The 25,353-nt window shown below is 39.4% G+C and carries 13 protein-coding genes and 1 pseudogene; 9 read left to right on the top strand and 5 right to left on the bottom strand.

What is annotated here, in order from left to right; translation table 11 throughout:
- Positions 1 to 27 precede the first annotated feature (27 nt).
- From cas6 to cas2, 4 genes are all read left to right on the top strand, one after another.
- Positions 28 to 846, top strand: a complete 819-nt coding sequence (cas6, locus tag BMF77_RS25130) for a CRISPR-associated endoribonuclease Cas6 (protein ID WP_148766654.1) — start codon at positions 28 to 30, stop codon at positions 844 to 846.
- Between the two features lie 245 nt (positions 847 to 1,091).
- Entirely contained in the window at positions 1,092 to 1,700 is a 609-nt protein-coding gene (gene cas4 / locus BMF77_RS25125) for a CRISPR-associated protein Cas4 (RefSeq protein WP_148766652.1), read from the top strand.
- Between the two features lie 90 nt (positions 1,701 to 1,790).
- Positions 1,791 to 2,795, top strand: coding sequence for a type I-D CRISPR-associated endonuclease Cas1d (gene cas1d, locus BMF77_RS25120; protein WP_148766650.1), 1,005 nt, complete (start codon positions 1,791 to 1,793; stop codon positions 2,793 to 2,795).
- A gap of 41 nt (positions 2,796 to 2,836) precedes the next feature.
- Positions 2,837 to 3,085 carry a CRISPR-associated endonuclease Cas2 gene (cas2, locus tag BMF77_RS25115; RefSeq protein ID WP_246863032.1) on the top strand — a complete coding sequence of 83 codons (249 nt, stop codon included), beginning with the start codon at positions 2,837 to 2,839 and terminating at the stop codon, positions 3,083 to 3,085.
- Positions 3,086 to 3,125: 40 nt separating this feature from the next.
- On the opposite strand, the gene ltrA is transcribed toward cas2, so the two are convergent.
- Positions 3,126 to 4,784, bottom strand: a complete 1,659-nt coding sequence (ltrA, locus tag BMF77_RS25110) for a group II intron reverse transcriptase/maturase (protein ID WP_148762286.1) — start codon at positions 4,782 to 4,784, stop codon at positions 3,126 to 3,128.
- Positions 4,785 to 5,421: 637 nt separating this feature from the next.
- Here ltrA and BMF77_RS25105 point away from each other — a divergent pair.
- Entirely contained in the window at positions 5,422 to 7,110 is a 1,689-nt protein-coding gene (locus tag BMF77_RS25105; RefSeq protein WP_148766648.1) for an IS1634 family transposase, read from the top strand.
- A 564-nt stretch (positions 7,111 to 7,674) separates the two neighbouring features.
- Here the strand turns inward: BMF77_RS25105 and BMF77_RS28360 are convergent.
- From BMF77_RS28360 to BMF77_RS25085, 3 genes and pseudogenes are all read right to left on the bottom strand, one after another.
- Positions 7,675 to 7,992 (bottom strand): annotated as a pseudogene (locus BMF77_RS28360) (HNH endonuclease); the annotation flags it as partial.
- A 55-nt stretch (positions 7,993 to 8,047) separates the two neighbouring features.
- The gene (locus BMF77_RS25090) at positions 8,048 to 11,035 is read right to left on the bottom strand and encodes a Tn3 family transposase (RefSeq protein WP_148762638.1); all 2,988 of its coding nucleotides are present in this window, start codon (positions 11,033 to 11,035) and stop codon (positions 8,048 to 8,050) included.
- Between the two features lie 261 nt (positions 11,036 to 11,296).
- Complete coding sequence (locus BMF77_RS25085) at positions 11,297 to 12,205, bottom strand: tyrosine-type recombinase/integrase (RefSeq protein ID WP_148762640.1); 909 nt, start codon at positions 12,203 to 12,205, stop codon at positions 11,297 to 11,299.
- A 77-nt stretch (positions 12,206 to 12,282) separates the two neighbouring features.
- Between BMF77_RS25085 and BMF77_RS25080 the strand changes: the two genes are divergently transcribed.
- Positions 12,283 to 12,741, top strand: coding sequence for a helix-turn-helix domain-containing protein (locus tag BMF77_RS25080; protein WP_148762642.1), 459 nt, complete (start codon positions 12,283 to 12,285; stop codon positions 12,739 to 12,741).
- Here BMF77_RS25080 and BMF77_RS25075 read toward each other — a convergent pair.
- Positions 12,714 to 17,390, bottom strand: coding sequence for a DUF4347 domain-containing protein (locus BMF77_RS25075; protein ID WP_148766646.1), 4,677 nt, complete (start codon positions 17,388 to 17,390; stop codon positions 12,714 to 12,716). The two genes, BMF77_RS25080 and BMF77_RS25075, sit on opposite strands and share 28 nt — an antisense overlap.
- Before the next feature lie 1,191 nt (positions 17,391 to 18,581).
- Between BMF77_RS25075 and BMF77_RS25070 the strand changes: the two genes are divergently transcribed.
- The 3 genes from BMF77_RS25070 to BMF77_RS27095 all read left to right on the top strand — a co-directional run bounded on the left by BMF77_RS25070 (position 18,582) and on the right by BMF77_RS27095 (position 24,646).
- A complete protein-coding gene (locus BMF77_RS25070) occupies positions 18,582 to 19,073 on the top strand; it encodes a hypothetical protein (protein ID WP_148766644.1) in 492 nt (163 codons plus the stop codon).
- A gap of 890 nt (positions 19,074 to 19,963) precedes the next feature.
- On the top strand, positions 19,964 to 24,346 hold the full coding sequence (locus tag BMF77_RS28355) for a DUF3854 domain-containing protein (protein WP_371735148.1): 4,383 nt from the start codon (positions 19,964 to 19,966) through the stop codon (positions 24,344 to 24,346).
- A 150-nt stretch (positions 24,347 to 24,496) separates the two neighbouring features.
- On the top strand, positions 24,497 to 24,646 hold the full coding sequence (locus tag BMF77_RS27095; RefSeq protein WP_168204490.1) for a hypothetical protein: 150 nt from the start codon (positions 24,497 to 24,499) through the stop codon (positions 24,644 to 24,646).
- The last annotated feature ends 707 nt before the right edge of the window (positions 24,647 to 25,353 follow it).

The raw sequence follows: 25,353 nt of genomic DNA, 5'->3' as shown, positions 1-25,353 counted from the left end.
TACAAATTGTGCCACACTGCAAAAATTATGCCCCATAGTCTCATCCTTAACATCGTCCCCCAATCTCCAATTTACCCCAATTTTCTCACAGGTAGACATTACCACGCCTTATTTCTTAACTTAGTGAGTTCTGTTGATAGAAAATTAGGAGACTACTTACACGAATCAAACGCCGATAAAGCCTTTACTCTCTCACCATTGCAGGTACAAAACAAACATAAAACCCAATCTTATACTTTGCAATATGCCCATCAAAACCCTATTCCTGCTGGTACTTCTTGTTGGTGGCGTATTTCTTTATTAAATGACAATTTATTTAATCAGCTTACACCTTTATGGTTAAATATAAACCCCAAACAACCTTGGCACTTAGGTTCAGCCAACTTATATATTACCAGCATTCAAGGTACACCCCAATCTAATCAACCTTGGGCAAATGCTTGTAATTATCATCAACTTTATCAACAAGCAAGTGAGAAAGAACGCAATCTTAATTTCATCTTTTCTACACCTGTAGCTTTTCGTCAAGGTGAATTTGATAATGTTTTACCAACAAGGGAGTCTGTTTTCAATAGTCTACTAAATCGGTGGCATAAATATAGCGGTATTGAATTAACCAATATTTCTTTTGAATCAATTTATGCTAGTGCTTTTAATATCAATACTGAAGTTATTAGCAACTATGACAACAAATTTATTGGTTGTTTAGGTGAAATTAGTTATCGCATTCTTGGCAATGTAGAAACAACGGCAATTAAGCAAATTAACGCCTTAGTTGACTTTGCTTTATATGCTGGTATTGGTAGAAAAACAACTATGGGAATGGGAATGGTGAGAAGAAAGTAGGTTGGGTTGACGCAAGGAAACCCAACATGATCATATTCATTATCAACGCTTTTGTTGCAGGGCAAACGCACCTAAATTCTGTAATCCATGCCCAGCAAGGGTTTCAACCTTTAGTTACAAAAATTAACAATCGTCAAAACCTTTGTCCAGTAAGCATTCTAAAAATAAGATGCGCTTGCCCTGGCTTTTGTTGGGTTGCGCTGTCGCTTAACCCAACCTACAAATTAATCAATTTTTTATATCTTATGTCGCTTGAAAATATCAATTCTGATGATTACGTTAGTATCGCTTCTTTAAACCAATATTCCTATTGCCCTCATCGTTGTTGGTTGATTCATTGTGCAGGTGAATTCATTGATAATCAATATACTATTGAGGGTACAAGTTTACATGAACGAGTTCACACAGTCGGAGAACAAAACCGTGAGGAAACTTACCAAATACGGGCGATTTATCTCAAATCAGATCAATATAAACTTATCGGTAAATCTGACTTAATTGAGTTTGAAAATGGCGAATTTTACCCTATTGAATATAAAAGAGGACGTAAAGGAGAATGGGATAATGATGAATTACAAGTTTGCGCTCAAGCTTTGTGTTTGGAGGAAATGACAGGAAAAAATATCAATACTGGCTATATCTATTATGCTCAAACTCATCAACGGAAGTTAGTAGAAATTACCCCAAAATTACGAAGTAGTACGATTGCTACTATTGAAGCTATCCAAACGTTACTGTTTACAGGTGCTATGCCAAAAGCTGTGAAAACAAAACGCTGTGATGGTTGTAGTCTTTATTCTCGATGTTTGCCCCAAGTTGCTGATAAAGTTGGACGTTATCAAGAAGCAAATTGAGAAATTTATACTTGATACAAAAACCTTTCTAAAACTCTTTTTACTGTTACCTGTCACCTGTCTACTGTCACCTATTTTGAGGATTTAATTATGGGTACTCTTTACATCACACAAGATGATGCTTTTATTGGTAAGGTTGATGAACGGATTAATGTGAAATTTGAAAAGAAAATTCTTCAAGATATTCCATTTATTCATATTGAAGGTGTAGTTGTTTTAGGACGAGCAACTATTTCGCCGGCTGTTGTAGATGAGTTAATGACTCGTCATATTCCTCTATCTTTTATCAATAAAATTGGTCACTATTTAGGACGGTTAGAGCCAGAAATGACTGGTAATATTTTCATTCGCAAAGCACAATGGCAAGCAGCAGGAGAAACACCCCAATCTATTCATGCTGTTCAAGGTTTTGTTAGGGGAAAGTTAAAAAATTACCGTCAAACTTTGATGCGTTATCAGCGTGAATTTAATGATCTTGATCTATCTAAAAATATTGCTCGCATTGAACAGGTAATTGCTGCAATTAGTTCAACTGAAAATATCAATTCTTTGCGTGGTTTAGAAGGTTCTGGTAGTGCTGCTTATTTTGGTTGTTTTGATAGTCTGATTCGTAATTCTAAATTTTCTTTTACTAAGCGTGTCCGTCGTCCACCTACAGATCCAGTAAATTCATTGTTAAGTTTTGGTTATTCTTTATTGCGTCATGATGTACAAAGTGCTGTGAATATTGTCGGTTTTGATCCATATTTAGGATATCTACATTTTGATCGCTATAATCGCCCTTCTTTAGCTTTAGACTTAATGGAAGAGTTTCGCCCTTTAGTGGTAGATGCGGTAGTTTTATCTATTTTGAATAAGCAATTATTAACCCCAGCAGATTTTGTGACTGAACCATTAAGCGGTGCTGTTTCTCTCATTCCAGAAGGACGCAAAACTTTTTTGACTTTGTACGAAAAGAAAAAACTATCGGAGTTTAAACACCCGGTAATGGGACGTAAATGTACTTATCGAGAAGCTTTTGAATTACAAGCAAGATTACTGTCCAAGTATTTAATGGGAACAACTGATAAATATCCCCCTTTGGTACTGAAATAAAACTTCTCTACATCAACAAGGTATAACTTCGCAGAGAATTTATGAATGTTGTTATTTCTTACGATATTTCTGAGGATAAACGCCGGACTAAAATCCATAGTATTCTCAAATCCTATGGTCAATGGGTGCAGTATAGTATTTTTGAATGTGAGTTAACTGATACTCAATATGCTAAGTTAAGATCGCGTCTTAATAAACTCATTAAACCTGAAACCGACAGCATTCGCTTGGTTGAGTCGAGGGGGAATAGTCGGGTAAGGTTCAAGCGTCACCGCTCTCCCCTCCCCTAAGAACCGTGCATAAGACTTTCGCACTTACACGGCTCAAGCCTTACTTCAAGCGAGTTGACTTGGTTTTAGAATGTTCCTGTTTGTGACAAGCATGATGCAAGTGCTGTAGGTTTTCAATGCCGTCTTGTCCACCTTGAGCAACGGGAACTATGTGATGGGTGTTTAATTCCTCTCCATTGAATAAAGGTTCACCACAGATAGGACATTTCCAATTTTGGTTTTGAGCGATTTTATACTTCCAAGAGTTTTTCTCCCAGTAGCTCTTTCCATATTTCTGGTGGCGTTTTTCCCAGTATTCTTTGAGTGAAGGGTCATCTGGCGACGCTTCCCCCTTGACCTTTACATGGCGTTCGATGGGCGTGTACGCTATCGGAAATAGGATTATATCCTTTTCTTTCCCTCTACGGTCGCTAGTTATCGTAGCGAATGTCCATTTATTACCATTTATTGTCTTGAAGTAACGCTTCCGAATCCATTTTGTATTTTTGTTGGGATGTCTACGTTTAGCCCAACACCAAAGGTATCGCCATGTTCTACTTTTGATATATTCAAAAGTTTTTTTACTAACAACCCCTTTGTAATAATTGGAAAATCCACGAAGAATTGGATTAAGTCTTTTTATAACTGATTCTTGTTCGCACCCATTCATTGCTCTGATTTCTCGCCCAATTCGTTTGCAGAAGTCCAAGACTTTCTTCTTCGAGGGCTTGATAAGCAATTTGCCATTGTAATGGCGGTGGTTGAATCCAAGAAAGTCAAAACCATCCTCCATCGACGTGATTAACGTCTTTTCCGCACTGAGATTCAGTCCTCTTTCTGATAACCATTGCTGAATCTGGATTTGGGCTTTTTCAAGACTTCCTTTGTCTCTAGCTGTGACAATAAAATCATCAGCATATCTAACCACGCCAAGTTTGGAATTAGTGGATTTTATATAGTTTTCTAATCCATGCAAACCGATGTTGGCTAGAAGGGGTGATATTACTCCTCCCTGTGGTGTGCCTGTCTCTGTTGGGTGATATTTCCCTTCAAAGATAAATCCAGCTTTTAACCATCCTTTTATTAGGTTTCTTTTAGGGAAGTTTCCTAATCGCTTGAGGATAGATTCATGGATAATGTTATCAAAGAAACTTTGAATATCAGCTTCTAGAACCCAAGTATTTCTAGCATTTGGACTTGCATTTAATCTTATCCAGTTTTGTGCTATAGCGTCTTGACAACTTCTTCCGGCTCTGAACCCATAGGAATTTGGTTCAAATATGGCTTCCCATTCGGGTTCTAGTGAATTAACTATTATTGCCTGTTCGATTCTGTCACGCACGGTTGGGATTCCGAGCGGTCGTTTTTTACCGTTGGATTTTGGAATCATTACCCGTTTTGTGGGGTCTTGATTGCCGCCTTTCCAGTTGTTTACCAGCTTCACTCGCTGCTCTGGGGTATTGATTATTTCTTTGTCAATTCCTGCCGTTGCTCTGCCTTTGTTGGTCTGAGTGATTTTCCGAACAGATAATATTAGGTTTGCGTAGCTTCTTTGCATTAACTTTTGGAGACTTCGCAGTTTCTTCCAGTTACCAAGTTTTCTCGCGAGAAAGATTCGTTGACGCAGATTCTTAACCGCTTTATTAATCTGTTTCCAGTTGACCTGATTCCAGTTTTCTAGCGGTTTTCTTAGTCCGTTTGTTGTACTTGCATACACCATCTAACTTGTCATCGAATTAAGTTTCTTTTGTTTAGTCTCTTTCTCATAAGACCCAAGAAAAGTCTGCTATTCCTTTCGGTCAGGGACAAAGTTTGAATCCCTATCCCATCTATTACAGACGGGCGTTCGCTTTTTCTCTCATCCTCTACCCTCCAGAGAGTTCTATCTTCCTCACGGTTGACTTACTATGGGATTTCGACCTTTCCATAGACTCTGTAGGGCTTACCTTGTCGTTTCATTTGGTGTATGTTCTCTGTTAGATGTTGATTTTCCTGCGGTGGGAGTTGTATTCACACGATTCATAGAAAATAAAACTATAAATCTACCCACTTACCTTTTGGTTAGAGCCTATCAGCCTTATTTGGCTCTCTGGGCGATGACGCAGTTTAGACATCAATTCACTTTCGTTCATCTTAGGAGAACTCCCTCTTGCTCCTTACCACGTTTTAGCCCACATTCCGCACCCCAAACTGTCACAGATCAAAAAAGCCCTTAAAGTAGTACATAATAACTAAAGCCAATTCAAAAATTAAGATGCTTAATAAGAATAAGTAGCATTAAAAGGGACGTGGTGTGATAAAGTGAAACTTGGTAACAAAAGAAAAAAATGAATTGATAACCAAATAAGAAATAATTGATGACAACAGAAGTATTAGAGGAAACTGTTGTGAAATTAAAACCTCAAGAAATAGAAATTGAGAACATAGACCATCTAGGGATAGTAGCAGGAATCATAGATTCAATCGGAATAGTAGAAATAATAAATGAATTAATAGGAGTCGAAAAAGACGAAAAAGTAAATGCAGGTCAAGTGGTAAAAGCCATGATAATAAACGGGTTAGGATTTGTCTCCAAACCGTTATATATGTTTCCCAAATATTTTGAAACAATAGCCTGTGAGCATTTAATAGGAGCAGGAGTAAAACCAGAATATCTCAACGACGATAAATTGGGGAGAGTCATGGATAAACTGTTTATAAAAGGCTTAGATACAATCTTTTTTATCATAGCCTTAAAAGCTGCTCAAAAATTTGGAGTATCACTATCAACATCACATCTAGACTCATCATCAATGCACGTGCATGGGCAGTATAACACTAGCTTACCATTCGTAATATTTGAGAGTCAAAAAGTAGGACATAACCAAGAATTAGAAGAATTAGCAGTAAAATCACCAAAAGAAATAACCATCACCTACGGTTATTCTCGTGACCATAGACCAGATTTAAAACAATTCATCATAGAAATGATATGTTCAGGAGATGGAGACATCCCAATATTTTTAAAACTAGCATCGGGAAATCAAGCAGATTCATCATGTTTTGGTCAAATAGCAGTAGAATATCAAAAACAATTAGAAGTTAATAGTCTCATGGTTGCTGACGCTGCTTTATATACAGAATCAAACCTGAAAATGATGTCAGAATTACGTTGGTTATGTCGAGTACCATTAAGCATAAAAGCAGCAAAATCATTAATATCAACATTAGCAGAATCAGAATTTATTGATAGTACAATACCAGGATATAAATTAGCATCAAAAATCCAAAATTATGCAGGGATAGAACAAAGATGGTTAGTAGTGCAAAGTCAAGAAAGAAAAGAATCAGACCTGCATAAGCTCACACAAAAAATTACCAAAGCAGAATCAAAAGCTGTGCAAGATTTGAAAAAGTTATCACAAGAGAGATTTGCATGTGTTGCAGATGCTATCAAGGCATTATCAAAATTATCAAAACAATTCAAATATCATCAAATTCACGAAAGTACGGTGACTAAAGTAAAATCTAATAAAAAAGATACTTCAGGAGAAATATCCTATCAAATATCAGCTACAGTCTCCCAGGATGAAAGTAAAATTAATACAGAATTGCTGAGTGCGGGACGTTTTATTATTGCGACAAATGTTTTAGATTCACAGGAACTAAGCAATGATTCTATGCTCAGGGAATATAAAGCCCAGCAGTCATGTGAGAGGGGGTTTGGTTTTCTCAAAGACCCATTATTTTTTGCCGACAGTATTTTCCTCAAAAGTCCTGAGAGAATAGAGTCTTTGGGAATGATTATGGGTTTATGTCTACTGGTTTATACTTTGGCTCAACGTCATATTAGAAATGCTCTTTTGGAGTCTAAATCAACAATTAAAAATCAATTAGGCAAAGCAACTAATCGTCCTACTTTACGCTGGATTTTTCAATGCTTTCAGTGTATTCATTTGGTTACACTCAATCAGGAGAAACATATTTCTAATTGGAATAAGGACAGAGATTTTATCTTGAGTCTTTTACCAGATGATTGTTTACGTTACTATCAATTAGTCAGCTAATTATCATCTCTATCAATTTAATTTCTCTTGTAAAGATGAGCTAATCTCTTTGATTTATAGCTCCATTTTACTATGTCTATAATTTCGTTTTTTACTTTAATTGATTAGTCTAACTTATAATTGTTTCTTGAATATCTTCTTTCACTTATCTATTGACCTCTCCAGGTGGTGTGCATTCTTATTGCTTCTTATTGAGAATAGATTTTGATGACATTTTTGGTGATTTACTGTTTCTCAAATGCCTTTTTTCACTTTATCTGTTTGTTTTGATGCTCCCTTTGATTTTCATCTCCGTAATTTCCCTCTGTAACATTTTGGGGTGCGGAATGTGGGTTTTAGGCTAGTAGTTAAGGCTACGTTTGTGGTCTGCACTCCGCCTGTTTCGTTACCTACTTGGGCGTGACCAGACTCTGAAAAGAGTCTTTTTACATGAGGGTAGAGAGTGTGAATTCTCTAGGAGAGTCGGCTCTCCGTCCTAAACGACCTTTCAAGTCGCGCTTATTTCCCGCCCCTCTCTGTTAAATCTGGGCGTGCGACTTTCACCGCACCCGGCTCCCGATGTTCTTAGCTTTCGCTTTTGCTCATGTGTATGTAATCGTGGCAGCTTTCATGAATGGCTAGAAGGTTTTTAGTTTTCCAGTTTTGGTGGTTTCCATCAACATGATGTAAATGTACCTTCTCATCACTAAGCATTTTTAGCCCACAGTATCCACATTTATGGTTTTGCCTTTTAAGGGCTTTAGAGGTATCGTTGTTATAGAGCTTACTGTTGCGCTCGCTCCAATAACTCAAATCTCCGTCGTAAGGCGACTTTTCACCTTTGACATTGATGTGTTTATTTTCGGAGTAAGGAACTGCTGGGAACGCCTTATCTAGTAGGTATTGAGCCGAGATACGTGTAAAAACCTGCAAGATGGTCTGGAAACGCTTGCTGTGTCTACATTTCAAAGATTTCTGGAGGAAGATTAATCGCCGACTCCAAAGGTTGAGGAATATTATGTAAATTCACCACATAATCACCGTATCTTTTGATATGTCTTGTAATATAAGGACTCAAAGCAGCAAGGTATCGCATAGGAATCACCTCACCCTGTGACATCAACTTTTGAATCGCCAACGACATATCCACCGTATTTTGCAAAATCACCGCACTGGCCACCAAATCCAAATACTTTAACCGCTTTTCCTGCTCAATCGGATCATTCTCAGTAATCATCCCTTGCTTACCAAAAAATACCCAATCCAGAAAACCATTATACATCTCCACAACATTTGTTACCGCCGTAATTTCCCGTCTCAAAGTAACATTAGAAATATAATCCAGCAGAAACATAGTCCGCACCACCTTACCTAACTCTTGAAAAGCTTGATAAAGACGATTTTTGCGACTGTAGCTCCCCAACTTACGTAACAACGTCGAAGGCATCACCTTCCCAGCCTTAATTGACAGCACCACCCGCATCATGTCAGACCAATGAGTCTGAATTAAACTCCAATTCACCACACCCTTAAACAGTGGCTCAATATGCTGATAGCTCACATCCGTACCAGGACGCACAAAACTAAGATCCTGCCAATTACGGATACGTGGCATCAACTTAATACCCAGAAGATAGGAAATAGCAAACACAGGTCCAGACTGACCTTGAGTATCTGCGTGCAACGTATCCGGCTGAATATCCGAAAGATTTTTCAACAACCCATCCAAAATATAAACCGCTTCCCAAACCCCACAAGTGATGAAGTGAGTAAACAAAGCAATGTATTTATCCGAGACATGATGATAGGCAATACCACCATAACCACCGTAACGAATATGATACTCACTGTGTAAATTATTCTCGTATATCTCAAACTTACTGCCATCCGCTGCCACCTTTTTCCCTGTCCCCCAACAAGAAGGTAAAGTAAACCGATTATAAGCATTAATAACATCCCGAATTGCCGCTTCAATCTTGGCAGCACTAACATGACGACGGTTAGTATAAGAAATTTCATGGGCAGTCACCATACCCCCCGAATGACGAGCCATTTGATTAGGTCCAAGATTGCAACCGTAACCAAAAGTAGTAAAAATATAACGTTCCCCTGGGTCAGATATTTTGGCTTCACTTCCCGACATCAAACCAAAATGTCTAGTCCAATTTAACCAATGCTCAACATTGCACAATATATCTAAAATACTCCGTTCCGGCATCAGCGCCCGGATTTTCGACTCCAATAAATCCACCTCTGGGGGTTGAGTAAATGATGGTGGTTTCTTTAATACAGGGTCGCCCTCCTTATTAATTGTAAATTGTTTATCAACAGCACAAATATTATCTACTTTCTCAGCAACTTGTGTTAAACATAAGCGTAAATGTTCGACAAAATCCGTTGGATTAGCCGGAAAACCAATTAAGTTACAGTAATCTTTTATTAATGGTTCACACTCAACAGGACTTAATAATTGTTCGCGGAAATCCGCGTAGCTTTCCGACCCCACAACACAGGCATCTCCCGTTTTAAATTCAGTCGCCAAATTGTAAAAGATGCAAATTTCTAATTGCTGACGTACCAAAACCTCGGTGTCATCAATTTCGGCGACGACTAGCGCCCGCCAGTTATTACTAATAAAATCCAAATTGATATCAAAAGGCAAATATTTAGAACGTTTGTGTTCATGATCTAACACAAATTGCAAAGCTGCAATCACTGATTCATCCGCAGAAGTAGAGAGAATATCTAGAGAACGCACTAAACTAAACAGTGCTTTGCGGTTGGCAGCATAAAACCGCCACATTAATGGTAAATAGTTATTGGTATTGTACGCCGCAATTTCATCTAATTTTTGTATCAGCAATTCTGCCCCACCATGTTCATCCAAAATTGACTGCACCTGTTCTCCAAATACAGCATTATCCTTGGTTTCCTTGGCTTGTTTGGATGCTTGTAATACTTGTCCCAATGTTGCTAACAACTCTGATGTTTCTGTCAGATGTTTATCCCGGAGTTCCTGCAATCGCAGTTTGGCATTATTTTGAATCTTCAAAATACGTTTAATAAACATCTCAACCAGATAATCACGAGTTTTTACCTGTGCTTCGTACAATAGACATAATAGCAATGTCCGCCGTTTGGGTAAATTAATATCTTGAAATTCTGTGATATCTAAAGTTCTAGCATAAGCAGCAAAATGTCTAACTTTGGTAGGAGTAATATTTTGTAGTAATCGCTTGGCATCTCCAAAAGTCATGAGCATATCAAACTTGTTTTGCAGGAGTTTCATCCCATTTAGTTTGGCACTTTTAGGTGGCGATTTTAATAAATTCAGGGTGGCATTTTCATTATCCTCCTCCTTGTCTATCACCACGAGCAATTGGTCTAAATAAATTTGTTCGGTAGTTGAAAGTCCTTGAGAACAAAGTGTAAATAACCGATTATTGACCATTGACCGAATGTGGCGAATTAATCGGTCAAGGGTGCTAAATGCTGGTAATTCGTATCGTTCTTTCACTAATTCCTCAATTGCCACATTGATTAAATCAGCAGGGTGGTCTTTAATTTGGGCTGCTTCTGCAACTAATGTGGCTATTAATCTTTGACCTGTTTTATCATATTGTTTGACTCCTAAATACTCCCGAATAATATTTTTATAGGTATGACGTTGGCGTTCGGAGGGTATTGCTTTTACTGAGTCTTGTAACTTTAAACACGACCGTAAATGTTTAATTACCGCAATTGGGATCTGTTCAGGATGAGGGAAATATCCTAGACGTTGAAAGGATTTCAACATCACCATTAACCGTAGCAATCCTTCATGGTTCTTGGTTTTAGACTTGACAAACTTGATTTCTGTAGGTGTTGGAGTGTAAAGTTCTGCCAGTTCTTTGGGGTCAGGAAATTGTTTAAATTTGGGATAAGCGGTACGGTCAATTGATGTCATTCAAGTAATATTTAAAACATATAATAATCTAGTGGAAATTTTGAAAATATACTGTTTCAACAAGGCTTTAATCTGAAAACCCGTTTATAAATCAAATACGAGTCTTATATAATACTAAGATTACTCAAAATGGTTTTATCCCTCACTCCCCTACCAAAGAGTATTTTATATTCTTTTGGGTAGAAATTGACAATGCCGATAAAAATGTTGTTTTTTCGCTCAAAAAGTTGTCAATAATTATGAATGTTATGGTGACTCAGTTCAGCTTTGTAGTTCTGGATTAATCAGCATATTTAAGGCGTGACGGGCGGCTGATTCGGCTTTTTGGGAGGTAACTTTCTGGTAGCGTAATGTGGTTTGAATGCTTTCATGTCCCATGAGTGAACGTAATTCTTCTATGCTGATTAATCCTACTCGTTCTGTAGCATAAGTATGGCGTAAATCATGAATGCGTACCCCGGTTAATTCGGGATTGGTATTGGTAATTTCTCGCCAATAATCATGCAATGTATGATAGCTAATTCTACTGACTTTGAGGGTAACTGGATGTTGTGCTGTAAACAATGCGTTGATATTTTTATGTCGTGTGTGTTGGAAATATTTATTTAGTGATTGGGCGGCATCATTGCTATAAAAGCACCACCTTTGTTTGTTGCCTTTTCCCAATACCTGAAATTTCTGATTTTTGATATCTAGGTCTGATAAATTCAGTGCTAAAAGCTCTCCTATTCTACATCCTGTGCGATGCAATAGATGAATTATTGCTGATAGTCGCAAGTCATCTTTGGTTGCTGTATAGAGGATATTTAGCTGGTCTGGTGTTAGATATCTTATGAGAGTATCGCTTTTATGTTCGCCTTTTTCTCGTTGTGGGGGACGCTGTTTTAATCCCTGAATTGGGTTGATTTTTATATACTCTTGTTGGACGGCGAAGTTAAATAGACTTTGCAGTATTGCTTGATGCTTATGGTGGGTTGTGTATTTTAAATGTGAGAGGCTATCTAGATACTCTATTAATGTTTGCTTACTGATTATTTCGATTAGCCAACTTCCATATTCTGCTAGGAAGTTTAAGAGGGTTAGTTCGTAGGTTTTAATGGTACTGGGTGCTAGTCCAGTCCGTTCTAAAAATTTGACGGCAACGGTGGCTAATGTGACAGCTTGCTTCACGGAAATTTGTGTGTTTTTAGCAAGGTTATTTATTCCTAAATTATATATCTTTTAGGGAGAAATATTGGCAGTGTTTTATGGATACTTTTAAAACTCCAAAACCTGGAGAATCTCTGTCCGACTATGTTTTGCGGATGAGAAAGGAACTCAATTTAACTCAGTTTGAGGTGGCGAATGCGGCTGGTGTTCATTCTCGCTCTGTGGGGAAGATTGAACGGGGATTGACAAGGAAACTTAGCCATAAAACTCTTGGCGGTCTTGCTTTGGCTTTGTCTGTGCCTGTTGAGTATTTGCAGGCTGTTGTCAGGGGAGAAGAGGTTCTGGTAATGGCAGCGATTAAGTTTTGCCCCCAATGTTGGAATCCTGGTGGCGTTGTGGATTCAATGTGGGGAAATGTTCGGGCTAGGTTTTGTTATCTATGCGGTACGCAATTACGGTCTAGTTGTGCTAATTGTGGTGAGTTGGTGGTGTCGTTGAGGTATAAGTTTTGTCCTCTGTGTGGAAAACCTTATAAGGATGGGGGGAAAAATTGTTGAAAGCTAGACACAGTAGGCATTTCCAGACCATCTTGCAGGTTTTTACACGTATCTCGGCTCAATACCTTGAAACCATCTGCTAACCAACTACCATCAGAGCGGGTGATAGTATCAGGTCCTGTAATTGTTACACCAGTTGCACTCTTTTCTGTTGTCAAAGTTTGATCAAGAGAAGACTCATCAACAATCGTATTCAGATTGTCTTCATCAGGTAGATTACGACGTAGGGTGATTTTATTGTCAGTGACTTCATCAATGGTAAATGTTCCATTATTAGAATTACTGCCGCTAATTGTTAAGGTCTGACCAGGCAAGAATCCATCATCAAGCCAACTGCCAGCATTTCGGGAAATAGTATCGCTACTTTGAATTGATACTCTATTTTCCCCTGTCTTGCTCGTAAAGACATTTCCTTCAACTAGGGTCAATAAATCACCATTTATTGCTGCTATTTCATAATTTCCATCATTTTCGTTATCCTCAGTACCAGATATGGTAATGATCTGACCGACTTCAAAGCCATCATTGCTCCAGTCACCAGCACTACGCTGAATCATATCAGATCCGACAACTTCCACATTGGAACTACTACCACTGATGGCTAACTCTGAATCGTCGGCTAGAGTAATTATATTCCCATCAATTGAGGCAATCTCGTAGCTACCATCATTATCTCCATCATTATCATCAGTACCGGATATGGTAATTATCTGACCTTCAACAAAGTTATCTGTATTCCAATTTCCTGAACGAGTTATGGTATCAGGAGCATTATCATTCTTGGTAAAAGTTAAATCACCAGTAAAAACAACGGGAATAAACGTTAAACTAGGATTTCCTTGCAAAGAGACATCTTGAAAATCTAGGGAAGGATTACCTGTAAGGGCAACATCATTAAACGTGAGCGTAGGATTTCCAGAAAGCTCTTTTTCGTTACCGATAAAGGCTTTAGTGACGTTCTCTACGGTGGTTAAACCTACGGACGCTCCGATACCAACAGTACCGCCACCAGAAATAGGATCAAGAGGCTTGAAGATGTTAACTCCACCAAGGGTGAAGTTATAGACACGGGGATCACTTGTGGATCGAATGACTAAATCTTCTTGTGCCGTAATCTTCGCCGTATCTTCGATAAAAGCTTGGGAAGTGGTGTTTAAGTTAATTAGGGAAGCGGCACCAAAAACTCCCAGTTTCTCTGACTTGCCATTAGAAGAAGTTACGGTAATTGAACGCTCTTCAGTATCAGAAGTAACTACAATGCTGCCAGTTGTAGCCTTAACTTCTGCTCCATCTCCAATGGTAGCGATAGCAGAATTATCAATATTGTAAAGGGTGAACGCACCACCAATTCCGGACTTAGGCTGAGAGGGTTCATTAAGCTTATATTTTTCATTAACCCCCGCCTTCTGAGCGGCAGAGTTAATAGGTGAAGCAAACCGACCAAGTAAAAACTTATCAACGAAACTATAACTGAACTTAGATGAACCGCCAACAAGGTTCATCACATTCATTTCTGTCCGGCCAAACACCTCGATATTTCCAGTTTTGGAAGTAACGTTGGCATTATCAGCGATTTCGGCACGAGCAGTATTGGTAAAGTTCATGAGTTCTACCGCACCCGCTAGACCAAACTTACTACCTGCACTACCATTTTTCACAAAACTGGTAAAAATAGTATCTATTCCTGGGGTGCCTTCATCAAAATAAGCAGCTTTTAAAAAGGAGATGACCTCATCTACTGAGTCAAAGTCAAAGGCGAGTAATTCTGCCAGAGTATTGAGAGAACTTTCCCAAGGGAAGGGAATTTCGATTTGGGCATCTACGGTAATATCCCCTTCTGCTGTTACGGTCGCACTTTCCCCAATATAAGCGTGAACATCATTACTATAATCCCCCACAATAACAGCACCACCAATAGAAGCTCCATCAGATGTGGTATTAGCTGTCGCAGAAACATTCATACTATCTGACAGACTAGCTGTCACTTCTACCGTTCCTGCTGCTGTTATTTGTGCATTTTCTGCGATGTAAGCTTTGACAACTTGTTCTGTATCAGCAATTGTAATCGCTCCACCGAGATTAAGTTTGCCACTTTTGAGGGTAGGGAATAACTTACCGAGAACTTTCTCTCCAATAAATCCGGCAACGCCTTTAACACCCGCACTTTCTAGAGCCTTTTTCCCTGAATCTTTAAAGAAGCTATTAAACTGTTGGGAAAGTTGCTGGGTAAATCCGAGATTTTGAGTGTTGCCTAAGTTTGCAGCGTCAGTTACGGTTAAGTTCCCATCGGTTTCAGCTGTAGCTGTGACCTGAATAGTGCCTGTACTGTCCGTTGTTATTGCTGTACCATCAATATGGGCTTCAGTTATGGTATCAACTAAATTCAGCCCTACTGTTATGCTCGCACCACTTTGTCCCGCATTCGAGACAGAAGATGCTACAGCCACATCAATACCAGATTCAGAGGAGACATTAATGCCCTTTGCTGTAATGGTAGTATCCGCACCAGTAAAAGCCTTAGTTTCTGAAGTAGTAATAGCTCCCGCAAAAGTTAAATTAACGGGAGTATTTTTAGCAGTAGCAGTTGATGTTGCAGTGACTAAATTTGAAGTAGTGGAAAGTACCTGTACTTGATTAGAGGCTGTGATCGTGGTATTGCCTTCCACAGAAGCGATCGCCGTTGCTGTGGATTCAGCATAAGCTGCGGCTACATTAAATATCTTCTTGATGCCCAAAGCTGGACCTAGAGGAGTTGCTCGACCGTCTGCGTTGGCTTTAATTTCAACGCTCCCTGTGGTTGCTGTAATCTTTGAGTTACCTTTTATTTGGGTTGTTGCCGTTGTATTCGCGATGGATACAAAGGCTGAACCACCAAACGGAAACAGTGATGTAAGGAATGTATTGGCTATAGCTTCTGTACCAGGTAAAACAGATGTGCCAAAGACTCGGATAACGCCAAAAGTCGTTTCGTTTTCTGTAAATTCTTCTCCATCTTCTAGAGTGATGGTATCACCAGAAATACTGGCTACTTTGTAAATATTGTCATTATTTTGAGAATCAACAATAGTTATAGTTGGAATAAAAGTTCCCAATCGGCTTATAAAACCATCCAATAACCAGTTTCCACTTCCACCAGTTCTCTTAATTGTGGCAGGACTAGCCCCGTTATCTTTTAATTCAAGGGTCATATTTCCAGAATCAGACATCTCTATTTCAAGAGGGGGAACTAGCGTCGTATCGGCATTAGCATCGATAATGACACTGGTACCCACAATGGTCGAACTATCCACCGCAATTTCAGCTATAGCGTCTTTCTTGAAACCGAACACCCCGAACCGCTCAGAAGCTGCCGCATTGAGTTCAATCAATCCTCCTCTTATTTCGGCAGATGATAGATTAATAGATGATCCAGGACTGGGGTTATCATCAAGTCGGACGATACTATAGGCATCAACATCAAGTTTGATTGCTCCGGCTAAGAAGGTACTCTTATCTTGGACTTGTGCAAGGAGTTTAGAGCCACTTTTTAGGTTAATATCTTGTCCAGTAAAGCTTATTCTGCCTGAGTTACCTGTGGAAGAACTACTGCTTATATTTACCCCAGATTCTATCTTGCGGGTAGAGATAGTAACACCTGAGTTGACTGTGATGGTCTCCGCATCGACAGTTAAATTACCACCGCCCAAGAGGGTATTGCCCGCAAATATAACTGTGTCATCTCCTAACAAGAGATCGTCGATAAAATCGCCCAGTATGGGAATACCTGATGTTATATCGCTGCCTGCCACGGTAATATTAGCTGTTACACCATGACCGAGATCATTGAAAGTTAATGTATCGTCACCTTCATCAAGAAAGATAGTTATAGAGGTGGCATCCTTGGCAAAAGTATTTCCTATTATCTCTCTGTCATCTTTTTTGATAGTGAAGTTATTTCCACTGATATGCAAGAGATTAGAATCAGTCAAGTCCTGTGCAATTACTAAGTTATCGTTATTGCTGGAGCCAAATATTTCAATAACCCCCATTGCAAGGGCAAAATCATATTTTTCCAAAACTACTGTGTCAAAGGGATTTGATGACTCAATTGCTCCGGACTGAAACTCTAAAACCCAATCTCCCCCTGCACCAGTTAAATCATTTGAAGCGGCAACATCTGTACCAGTCAGTTGGGCAATTTGATTAACAAAAGATTCACCAAGTGTTCCGTCGGCAATATTACAACCATAAAAAAGAATATCCCCCTGTTCGGTGAGAGCATTCCCCCAACCCATTAATTGATCATAGTAGCTCTCTAAATTTCCAGTATTGAGATTTGTATTACCCAGTTGTGTGCTACCTGCATCACCATGAGAAAAAATATGGATTGTATTAATATTCGTGTAATTATTTAATATTTCGCCTATTTGCTCTACTCCATTGCGATCGCTCTCTAGTACAACAACTCCTACAGATGAGTCTAGATTCGATAAAATTTGTCCATAGTTTTGAACTGATGAATCAACAAAAACCAATGTGTCTAAGCCGTAGCTCGGTAAAACACTGGGTGGATGTTTATGAAACAAGGGATCTGCTAATTCTTCTAGACTTGACGAGTTTAGAGGGTTGGATGTATCGAGGTTGTGGGGATTGATATCATTGAGACTCATTTTTACTTAGTCCTTTGTTAATAATTGGGGGAATGATTGGTGTAGGAAATACGTGAACAGTAAATTTGAATAAAAGATTACGACATATGTACTGAGAAAACCTATCAAATAGGGTGTATGGCCTTCAGCTATTTCAACCAGACTACTAATGACTATAGCTATACTGCAAACGGTTCATAGTTTAACCAAATATAGAACCCCTCTCCAAACCTCTCCCCGCAACGGGGAGAGGCTTTGAACTTGTTCTTTGTATTGTAAAAAAGTCCAGATTTTAGCCGTTTTTAGTATACTTACAGCACTTCCGGCTGTTATGAGATACAGTTTTTATCGTCAAACCATTAGGGGGCGGGGAAACCCAGCCATCGATTGTGTTTAATTAGAGCGAGAACCGCCGTAAATAAGCTAAGTCATTGTCATTAGATTACCATACTTGTTGTGGCTCGCAATTATAAATACTCCGGCTTGCAAACAAGACATTTTCCGGCTCACATTATTTGCAACTGAAATGTTGGTTCGGCTCAAATTATCTGCAACTAGGCTCAGATTATTTGCAACCAGTTTGCAATCATTACTCCCCGGCTCACATTAATTGCAAATAAGCTAGAAGTTATTAGCTGCAATAACTGGGGACAATGCGATCCAATAGGTGCATTTTGGCAATCCAAAATTTCTGTTGCGAGTTTTAGTTGATCATTTGATAGAACTAGGGAGGTAAGATGTCCATTTTACCCTCAATTCTCTTTTAAGACTCACAACGGAAAGAATGTTCTGTAACCAGTTTTCTGGTGCGAGTTCAGTTGCAATTAATGTGAGTCGATATTTATAATTGCAAGCCCATTTGCATTTAATTTGAGCCAGAATACAATCTTAATTGCAATTAATGTGAGTCAGAAATTTTCTTGTTTGCGAGCCGGAGGGTTTATGATTGCAAGCCGCAACACATACTGACCATGCATATTCTTACAATGTGAATTTTTATATTGATACAATCTGTATGATTAGTGTCACGAAGTTTTCGCTACGATGGAATGGAGAGAATAAAGTGTAAAGAGGCGAAAATGGAAAAAAGCCAGAAATATACCTGTAGCTGGATTAAACGCCTAAAAAAGACTAGGAATCTTAATTTAGCAAAGGTATTGAATATTGGCTAGTATTCTAGTTAGACGATTATTTATGAATGGGGAATGAAGTATGGGAGAAGCTAAACGCAGAAAACAGCTTTTGGGTGATGTCTACGGTTCGCAGGTTAATTTAGAAAAATGCCCTCTTCCTGCGGAAATTAGCCTTGGATATGTGAGCGATGAGGCATTGTCAAGCACCACAGCCCAGATGCATAGGATGCCAAGTGATTTTAAATCCACTTTCTTCACCTCTTTGCTCAAGGCTAAAAGCACTGAACAGCCGGGAATTGTTTTTGCTGAATCTCTAAAGTTTTCTGGTGGTGTTGGTGTCGAAATTACATTTAGGAATGACATAGAAACTTTTGTTAAGTCCAGGTGTAATAAATCTTCTCAAGCCTTACAACTAATACAAAAGCTCCGAAGTATAAACTACAAAACTAGCAGAGTGATAGCTCTTCTTGCTGGCTCTCATACCCCCACACTCGCTATCAATGTCTATTCTCTCCCCCAAATTGAAACACTACTTAAGTGCTTCAATGAAGATATCCCCATCAAACTATAGCAACTCAAAAGAAAAGATTTTTGAGCAAAAGCTTTTACCGCAACGGGGTCATCACAGCTTGTATAAACAGATGTAGCAAAAATAAAAGTTAGAAATCAAACTAATGTTAGGTTGCATCGGTGCAAAAGTTCTGTATGATCTTGCTAATACGTAAATAAAATGAGTAATGGAGGTGAAGAGATAACAACCGCAAAAACGGCAAAAGGACAAAACGATACTAAGTAGTAAACGCTTTGTCCCATCATAGAATTGCCGATTTTAACTTTGCTCCATCTATTAGAGCGGGGTTAATTTTACAGAAACCGTATCAGAGCGGGGTTAATTTCAAAGAAACCGAAGAAGTGGCATGAAGTTTAGGACGCTTTACCCACCAATTGGCTTTCTTGAGATTAAATTTTGCTGCACCCCCAAAAGAGGGGGAACAGGGGGAACCGTTCCTCTATATTATATTGATTGCTGTAACATGAACAGCCTTCCAACTGGAATATTTTGGGAAAATAAATAATCTGACTGAGGATGTCCCCACCAAGATTACTGCTTGAGACAGGGTATATAGTGTGGAAAGTGATGAACAGTAAGAGTTTTAGCAGTTTAGCCAACCTCCTAGCCCTTACTGTTCACAGGATCTAAAAAAAAAGATAGGGTGAGAAGTGCAGGGAAACAAAGAGAAATTATTAAATGAGTTTCTTTCTTGTCTCCCCATCTCCCCAACAACAACTGACCAAACCCCTGATTTTTAGATAACCTGTGTAAGTCCCAAGATTCTTTATTTTTCGCCAAAAAATAAACAAACCCAGAAAGAAGCAGCAGCAAATCTCATAAATATGTAAGAGCAGCATGAATAACCCCCTCTGATACCCAGAAAAACCAAGTATCAAGAGGAATCTACCGTGTTAAATAACAAAGACCTAACATCAGTTAATCAATCTCCTGTTCCACAACATCCAGAACAGCAAGCAAACAGCCAAACATCAGCTTCTCAAAATCATCTAGAGCAGCAAGCAAACAGCCAGTCTCCGGTTCACCTCCCCAACAACCTTACAGAAGCCGAATATCACGAACTAGCAATTAGCAGCGCCATCCATCCAGAACTGATAGAGCGAAACTTCATCCACATTGCCGGCGATACAGTTCTCAACTACCTGTTCATCTCCAACGCCATCCCTCGCTTAAACACAGGTAGAGTAACCAGCCCCTTCCTCAAACTGTACCAATACGCCACAGAGGGGGGGATATGGATTAGTGGACTAGACCCCTTAAATAACTGGCAATCAATGGAGTGGGGACGATTCAAACCCACCCAAGGGCGTATTGACAAAAATGGCAAAATAGTTAAATACGAATCACCACCAAAAACACCCAACCGTGTCACCTACTTTGATGTTCCCGACTGCATTTGGGATAACGTTGCAGCACGTTACAATATCAAACGAGATTATTCTCCCCCAGCACAGCGTTTACAAGACCAATTAAATCCCCTCTCGTTTTGGGAAACTCCCGTCTTGTTTTGGGCATTGGTACTGTTGCTATGGAGTAATAACAAACAACAAACAGAAATAGCAGAAACTCCATTCTCATTGTGGAAATGGTTAGTAATGCTATTAAGCAAGAAAAAACAACAAACAGAGACAGTAGCAACTCCACTCTCATTTGGAGAATGGGTACTGCTGCTATTGAGCAATAACCAACAACAAACAGAGATAGCAGAAACTCCACTCTCATTTTGGAAGTGGGTCGTGCGGCTATTGAGCAATAACCAACAACAAACAGAAATAGTCGAAACTCCCCTTTCATTTTGGGAATGGGTAATGATGCACCCAGAAATCCCGATTATTCTGTGTGAAGGTGAGAAAAAAGCAGCTTCCTTATTAAGTCAAGGATTTGTAGCGATCGCACTCCCTGGTATTTGGAGCGGACGGATTGGCAAAAAAGACTTTGACGAACGGTTACACCCCGACATCATGCCCCTTGCCCAACCAGGGCGTAAATTCATTATTCTCTTCGACTACGAAACCAAATCCAAAACCCGTTGGTCAATATTCCAAGCCACCTTGCGTACAGGCAAAACCATTGAAGCTGTAGGTTGTACCTGTGAAGTCGCACTGCTACCAGGTCCCGAAAAAGGCGTAGATGATTTTATTGTCGAACGCAGTAAATTAATCGAAAGTGGACAAACAGTTAAATACAGTCAATTCATTGAGCAGAATCGAACTAATACCCCCAATCAAGCAATTAATCAGACTTTACTGATTGAAGGCAATCAATTAGACAATGATGGTCAAATAGTAGAATGTCCTCATGTACTTAATCAGTTTTTACCAGTTCAAGAAAATCAGCTAACTGATAACTATCAAGCCATAAAGTGTCATCAAACAGCTAATCAAAACTCACTAGTTGACAACAATAAACTTACCAACGATGGTCAATTTACAGAACAGCATGAAGTAATTAATCAAAATTCATCAGTTCAAATTACTCAAATAAACGCCTTACTAACCATCATAATTGATGACGCAGTTAGTTTAAAACAATACCAACGCTTATTCCACACTAGGCATCGAGGACTAAGCAGCAAATACAAACCAGATATTCGGGTCAACGTCAAATTCCTGTCATCAGCTGAAAAACTTCCCAAATCCGGGCTGGTAGTATTGTCCAGCGACATGGGGACAAACAAAACCGGACGCATGGCTCAATGGCGGGAAGCAAATCCTGATGTCAAATTCCTCAACACCGGACATCGGGTTAACCTACTGAAAAACTTAGCAACCCGTCTTAAAACAGATATGTACTCTGATTTAAGTTATGCAGGTTTAGCCAAAGCACAAGCTCTCAGCATCACGATTGACAGCTTACATAAGCTTAACACCCAAATGCTTAACTACGGCTGTGTGTTTATTGATGAAGCTTGCCAATACTTAACTCACCTACTGCACAGTAAAACCTGTAAAGAATATCGAGCGCAAATACTGGAAGTGTTGGAATATATCGTTTATAACGCCCCGCTAGTAATCATCGCTGATGCCCACATGGACGACATCACAGTAGAATTCTTCCGCGCCATGCGTCCACCAGAGGAAAAACCCTTTATTCTCAAAAACGATTGGAGAAATGGCGATCGCTTAATTTATTGGTATGAAGGCAATAACTCCTCAGCCATAGTTGCCCAGATTTCCGCCGCGCTGATGAACAAACAGAAAATCATGGTAGCTTCTGACTCCAAGCGTTTCATTAAGAAATTAGAACAATCCCTTACCATGAAAGTACGGATAGAAGAGGCAGGGAGCAGGGAGCAGGTAGCAGGGGAGCAGGGGAGCAGGGGAGCAGAGGGACTGGATACCTTTACGGTAGTTAAAGATGGCGCAACTCAAACTTTGTCACAGGTAAATTCAGCATTATCTGCAACAGATAAAAATGAAAATTCTCAAATATTACAGGTAAATTCCACATCATCAAATCATTCCCCCACACCCGATACCCAACACCATTCAGACTTAGAAGTGAACGCTCAGTCAAACACTAACGCTCACAAAAGCACCACATCCAGACTGAGATTATGGTCTATTCACTCAGACAACTCAGGTAGCGAAGAAAACGTAGCCTTCATCAAAGATATTACCAACGCCGTCAAAGATGTTGATGCCCTGTTAACCTCCCCCAGTCTCGGTACAGGAGTAGACATCAACGAATATCACTTTGACGTAGTATATGGCATCTTTCACGCCAAATCCCAAACCGCTACCGAATGCGCCCAACAACTATACCGCTATCGTCCCCACGTCCCCATTCATGTATGGGTTGCCCCCCGTCCTCCCTTTGGTTATCAGGAAACCAACGCCCAGAAAATCAAAGAACGAATCCTGCAAACCAACGAAGTTACGGCTTTCCTCATCCGCATTGACAAGGAAACTGGACGCAGAGGCGTAGAAAAAGATTGGGCATTAGATACTTATTGTCAAATTCTTGCTGCCCGTAACCGCTCTATCAACAATCTGCGGACTGATTTACAAGATCTATTAACAGAAATGGGGAATAAAATCATCTCCATGGGTGGTGATGAAGATACATTTGCCCTAGACCAGATGAAAAAAGCTGCTGCGGCTTTAGATACGGCTTATTACTCAGCAGTAACCAGAGCCAAGAATATCTCCCCGACTGAATATCGTCAGCGTCAAAATAAAGATTACCTTAAACCTGAAGAAGTGTTTGAATGTGAGAAATTCCGCCTTCAAGATACTTATGGTATTGAAGTAACAGAATCACTAGTAGAAAAAGATGCTGGTGGTAAATTAAGTCGAGCCATTTCCGCATTTGAGGCCATCCTCAAAGAACCAGATGGGACAATTTTTGACACTAATAGCAATAGACAATACCCAGCCCCACCAACAATTGTGGCAGAGAAAGACCGCCAAGAGCGAGAACATCTGCCTTTATGTATGGACTGGGGTAATTATTCAGCTAAATGGTTAGCCAGGTTTAATTTAGGACTGCATCACATTTTAAAACGGTTAGTAGCAGGAGAGGAAGTTACTGCTCGTGATCCTGATTTATTGAGAATGGTAGCACTTGCTAAAGAATACGGGGTGTATATAAAAACGATTTTGGGCTTTACAGTTCCAGATAAATGTCAACCCATCTGGTTGTTGGGGACTTTATTAGACCAACTGGGATTAAAGTTGGATGACCGCAAGGAGGGTCCACGTGGGAAACAGGTAAAACTTTTCTTCCTTTCTCCAGGGGAATTGGATTTTGCCCTCCAGGTAATTGCTCACAGAGAGCATAAGCGGAACATGAAGCAGGAAAGGGCGCAGCAAGCTCAGGAATCACAACGACATTATCAGGCTGGAATGCAGTCTAGATATGGGGTTGCGCCTCCACCTAACCCCGTATCCACTCCCCCCCCTAATGGTATAGGGAAACCTCTAGGGGAGGGGGTGAATACTACGGTAGATCTAGTCGATTTTGCAGCTTGTTCTAGAGATGGTAATAACCCTTCTTTAGTTAATGGTGCTGATGGAGTCGATTTTAGGCAGTTTCAACCCGATGATGGCGATAACACTTCCTTGGTTAATTGTGTTGAGTTACTGAGAGCGAGTTTGAAAAAGGGTGTGGAGGCGATAAAGTCGGTTCTTCGTTCCTGGAGTGAGGATAGAAGATGGGGGGCTGTGTTGTTGCTGGAGGATATTGCTGCTCAAGAATTGCGATCGCTGGAACAGTTGATGCCACAATTTTATGATTGGTTGAGCGAGTCGGTTTTACCAATGGATTGTTAGTGTAATGGATAGGGAATGGATCTGTATTGGAGCTATTTTGGATCTTAATTGGCACATTTTTTTTGATGAAACTGTTTCATTGAAAATGTGAATATGATTGATTCAACTTGGGATTTTTTTTGTTGAACTTGTAAATGCTCATGGGAGAAGTTGAATTTTTCTCAGCATGATTTTCAAAGAGTGAAACGAGAAAGTGAACAAAGTAAATCAGTTAGTAGTGCAGTAGTAGAAGTATCTACACCAGAAATGGCAAACCCGAAACCCTTGGTTTTTTTGCTGGTTTGGCTGCTGTCTTTTTAGTAGAGAGATGCACATTGCGACATAGCTTGCTACTCGCCAAACGTTGTTTTTGGGCGGCTCGAATCAACAATTTGAGTGGCATTCAATTGGCATTCAATTGGCGTTGGATTGGCATTTTTTGACTATTATTTTGTCAATAAACCTTTTTATTGACAGGTTAAATATATACTAAATGTACTTAATAATGTAATATTGGCGTAAGTATGGCGTAGTATTGGCATTGAAGTGGCGTTGAGTTGGCACTGATTTGGCATTGAAGTGGCATTGAAGTGGCGTTGAAATGGCACATTTTTTTAATGAAACTGTTTCATTAAAAATGTGAGTATGATTGATTCAACTTGAGATTTTTTTGTTGAACTTGTAAATGCTCGTGAGAAAAGTTGAAATTTTATGACGATGATTTTTACTGGTCAGATAATAACGTGATTAAAGAAATAAAATTATCTTCTCAGTAGTGCAGTGGTACAAAGAAGCATCTACATTAAAACAACAAACCATACTAAGGGACTTACTCGCAAAATTAGAAAAGCAATTTACAGAAACTACCAAATTAGATGGGATGATTTGGGAGAATATGCTGGGATATCATATAAATACTTGGTATATCATATAAATATATGATGGGTTTTTCCTAAAATTACCCAAATCTTGAAATTGTGCAAGAGGTACTTGCACAAATATTAGAAAATTATTGACACTATTTTCAT

It is taken from the genome of Dolichospermum sp. UHCC 0315A, from assembly GCF_008121535.1.
Lineage (GTDB): Bacteria > Cyanobacteriota > Cyanobacteriia > Cyanobacteriales > Nostocaceae > Dolichospermum > Dolichospermum lemmermannii.
This window is presented reverse-complemented; position numbering and strand designations above follow the sequence as displayed.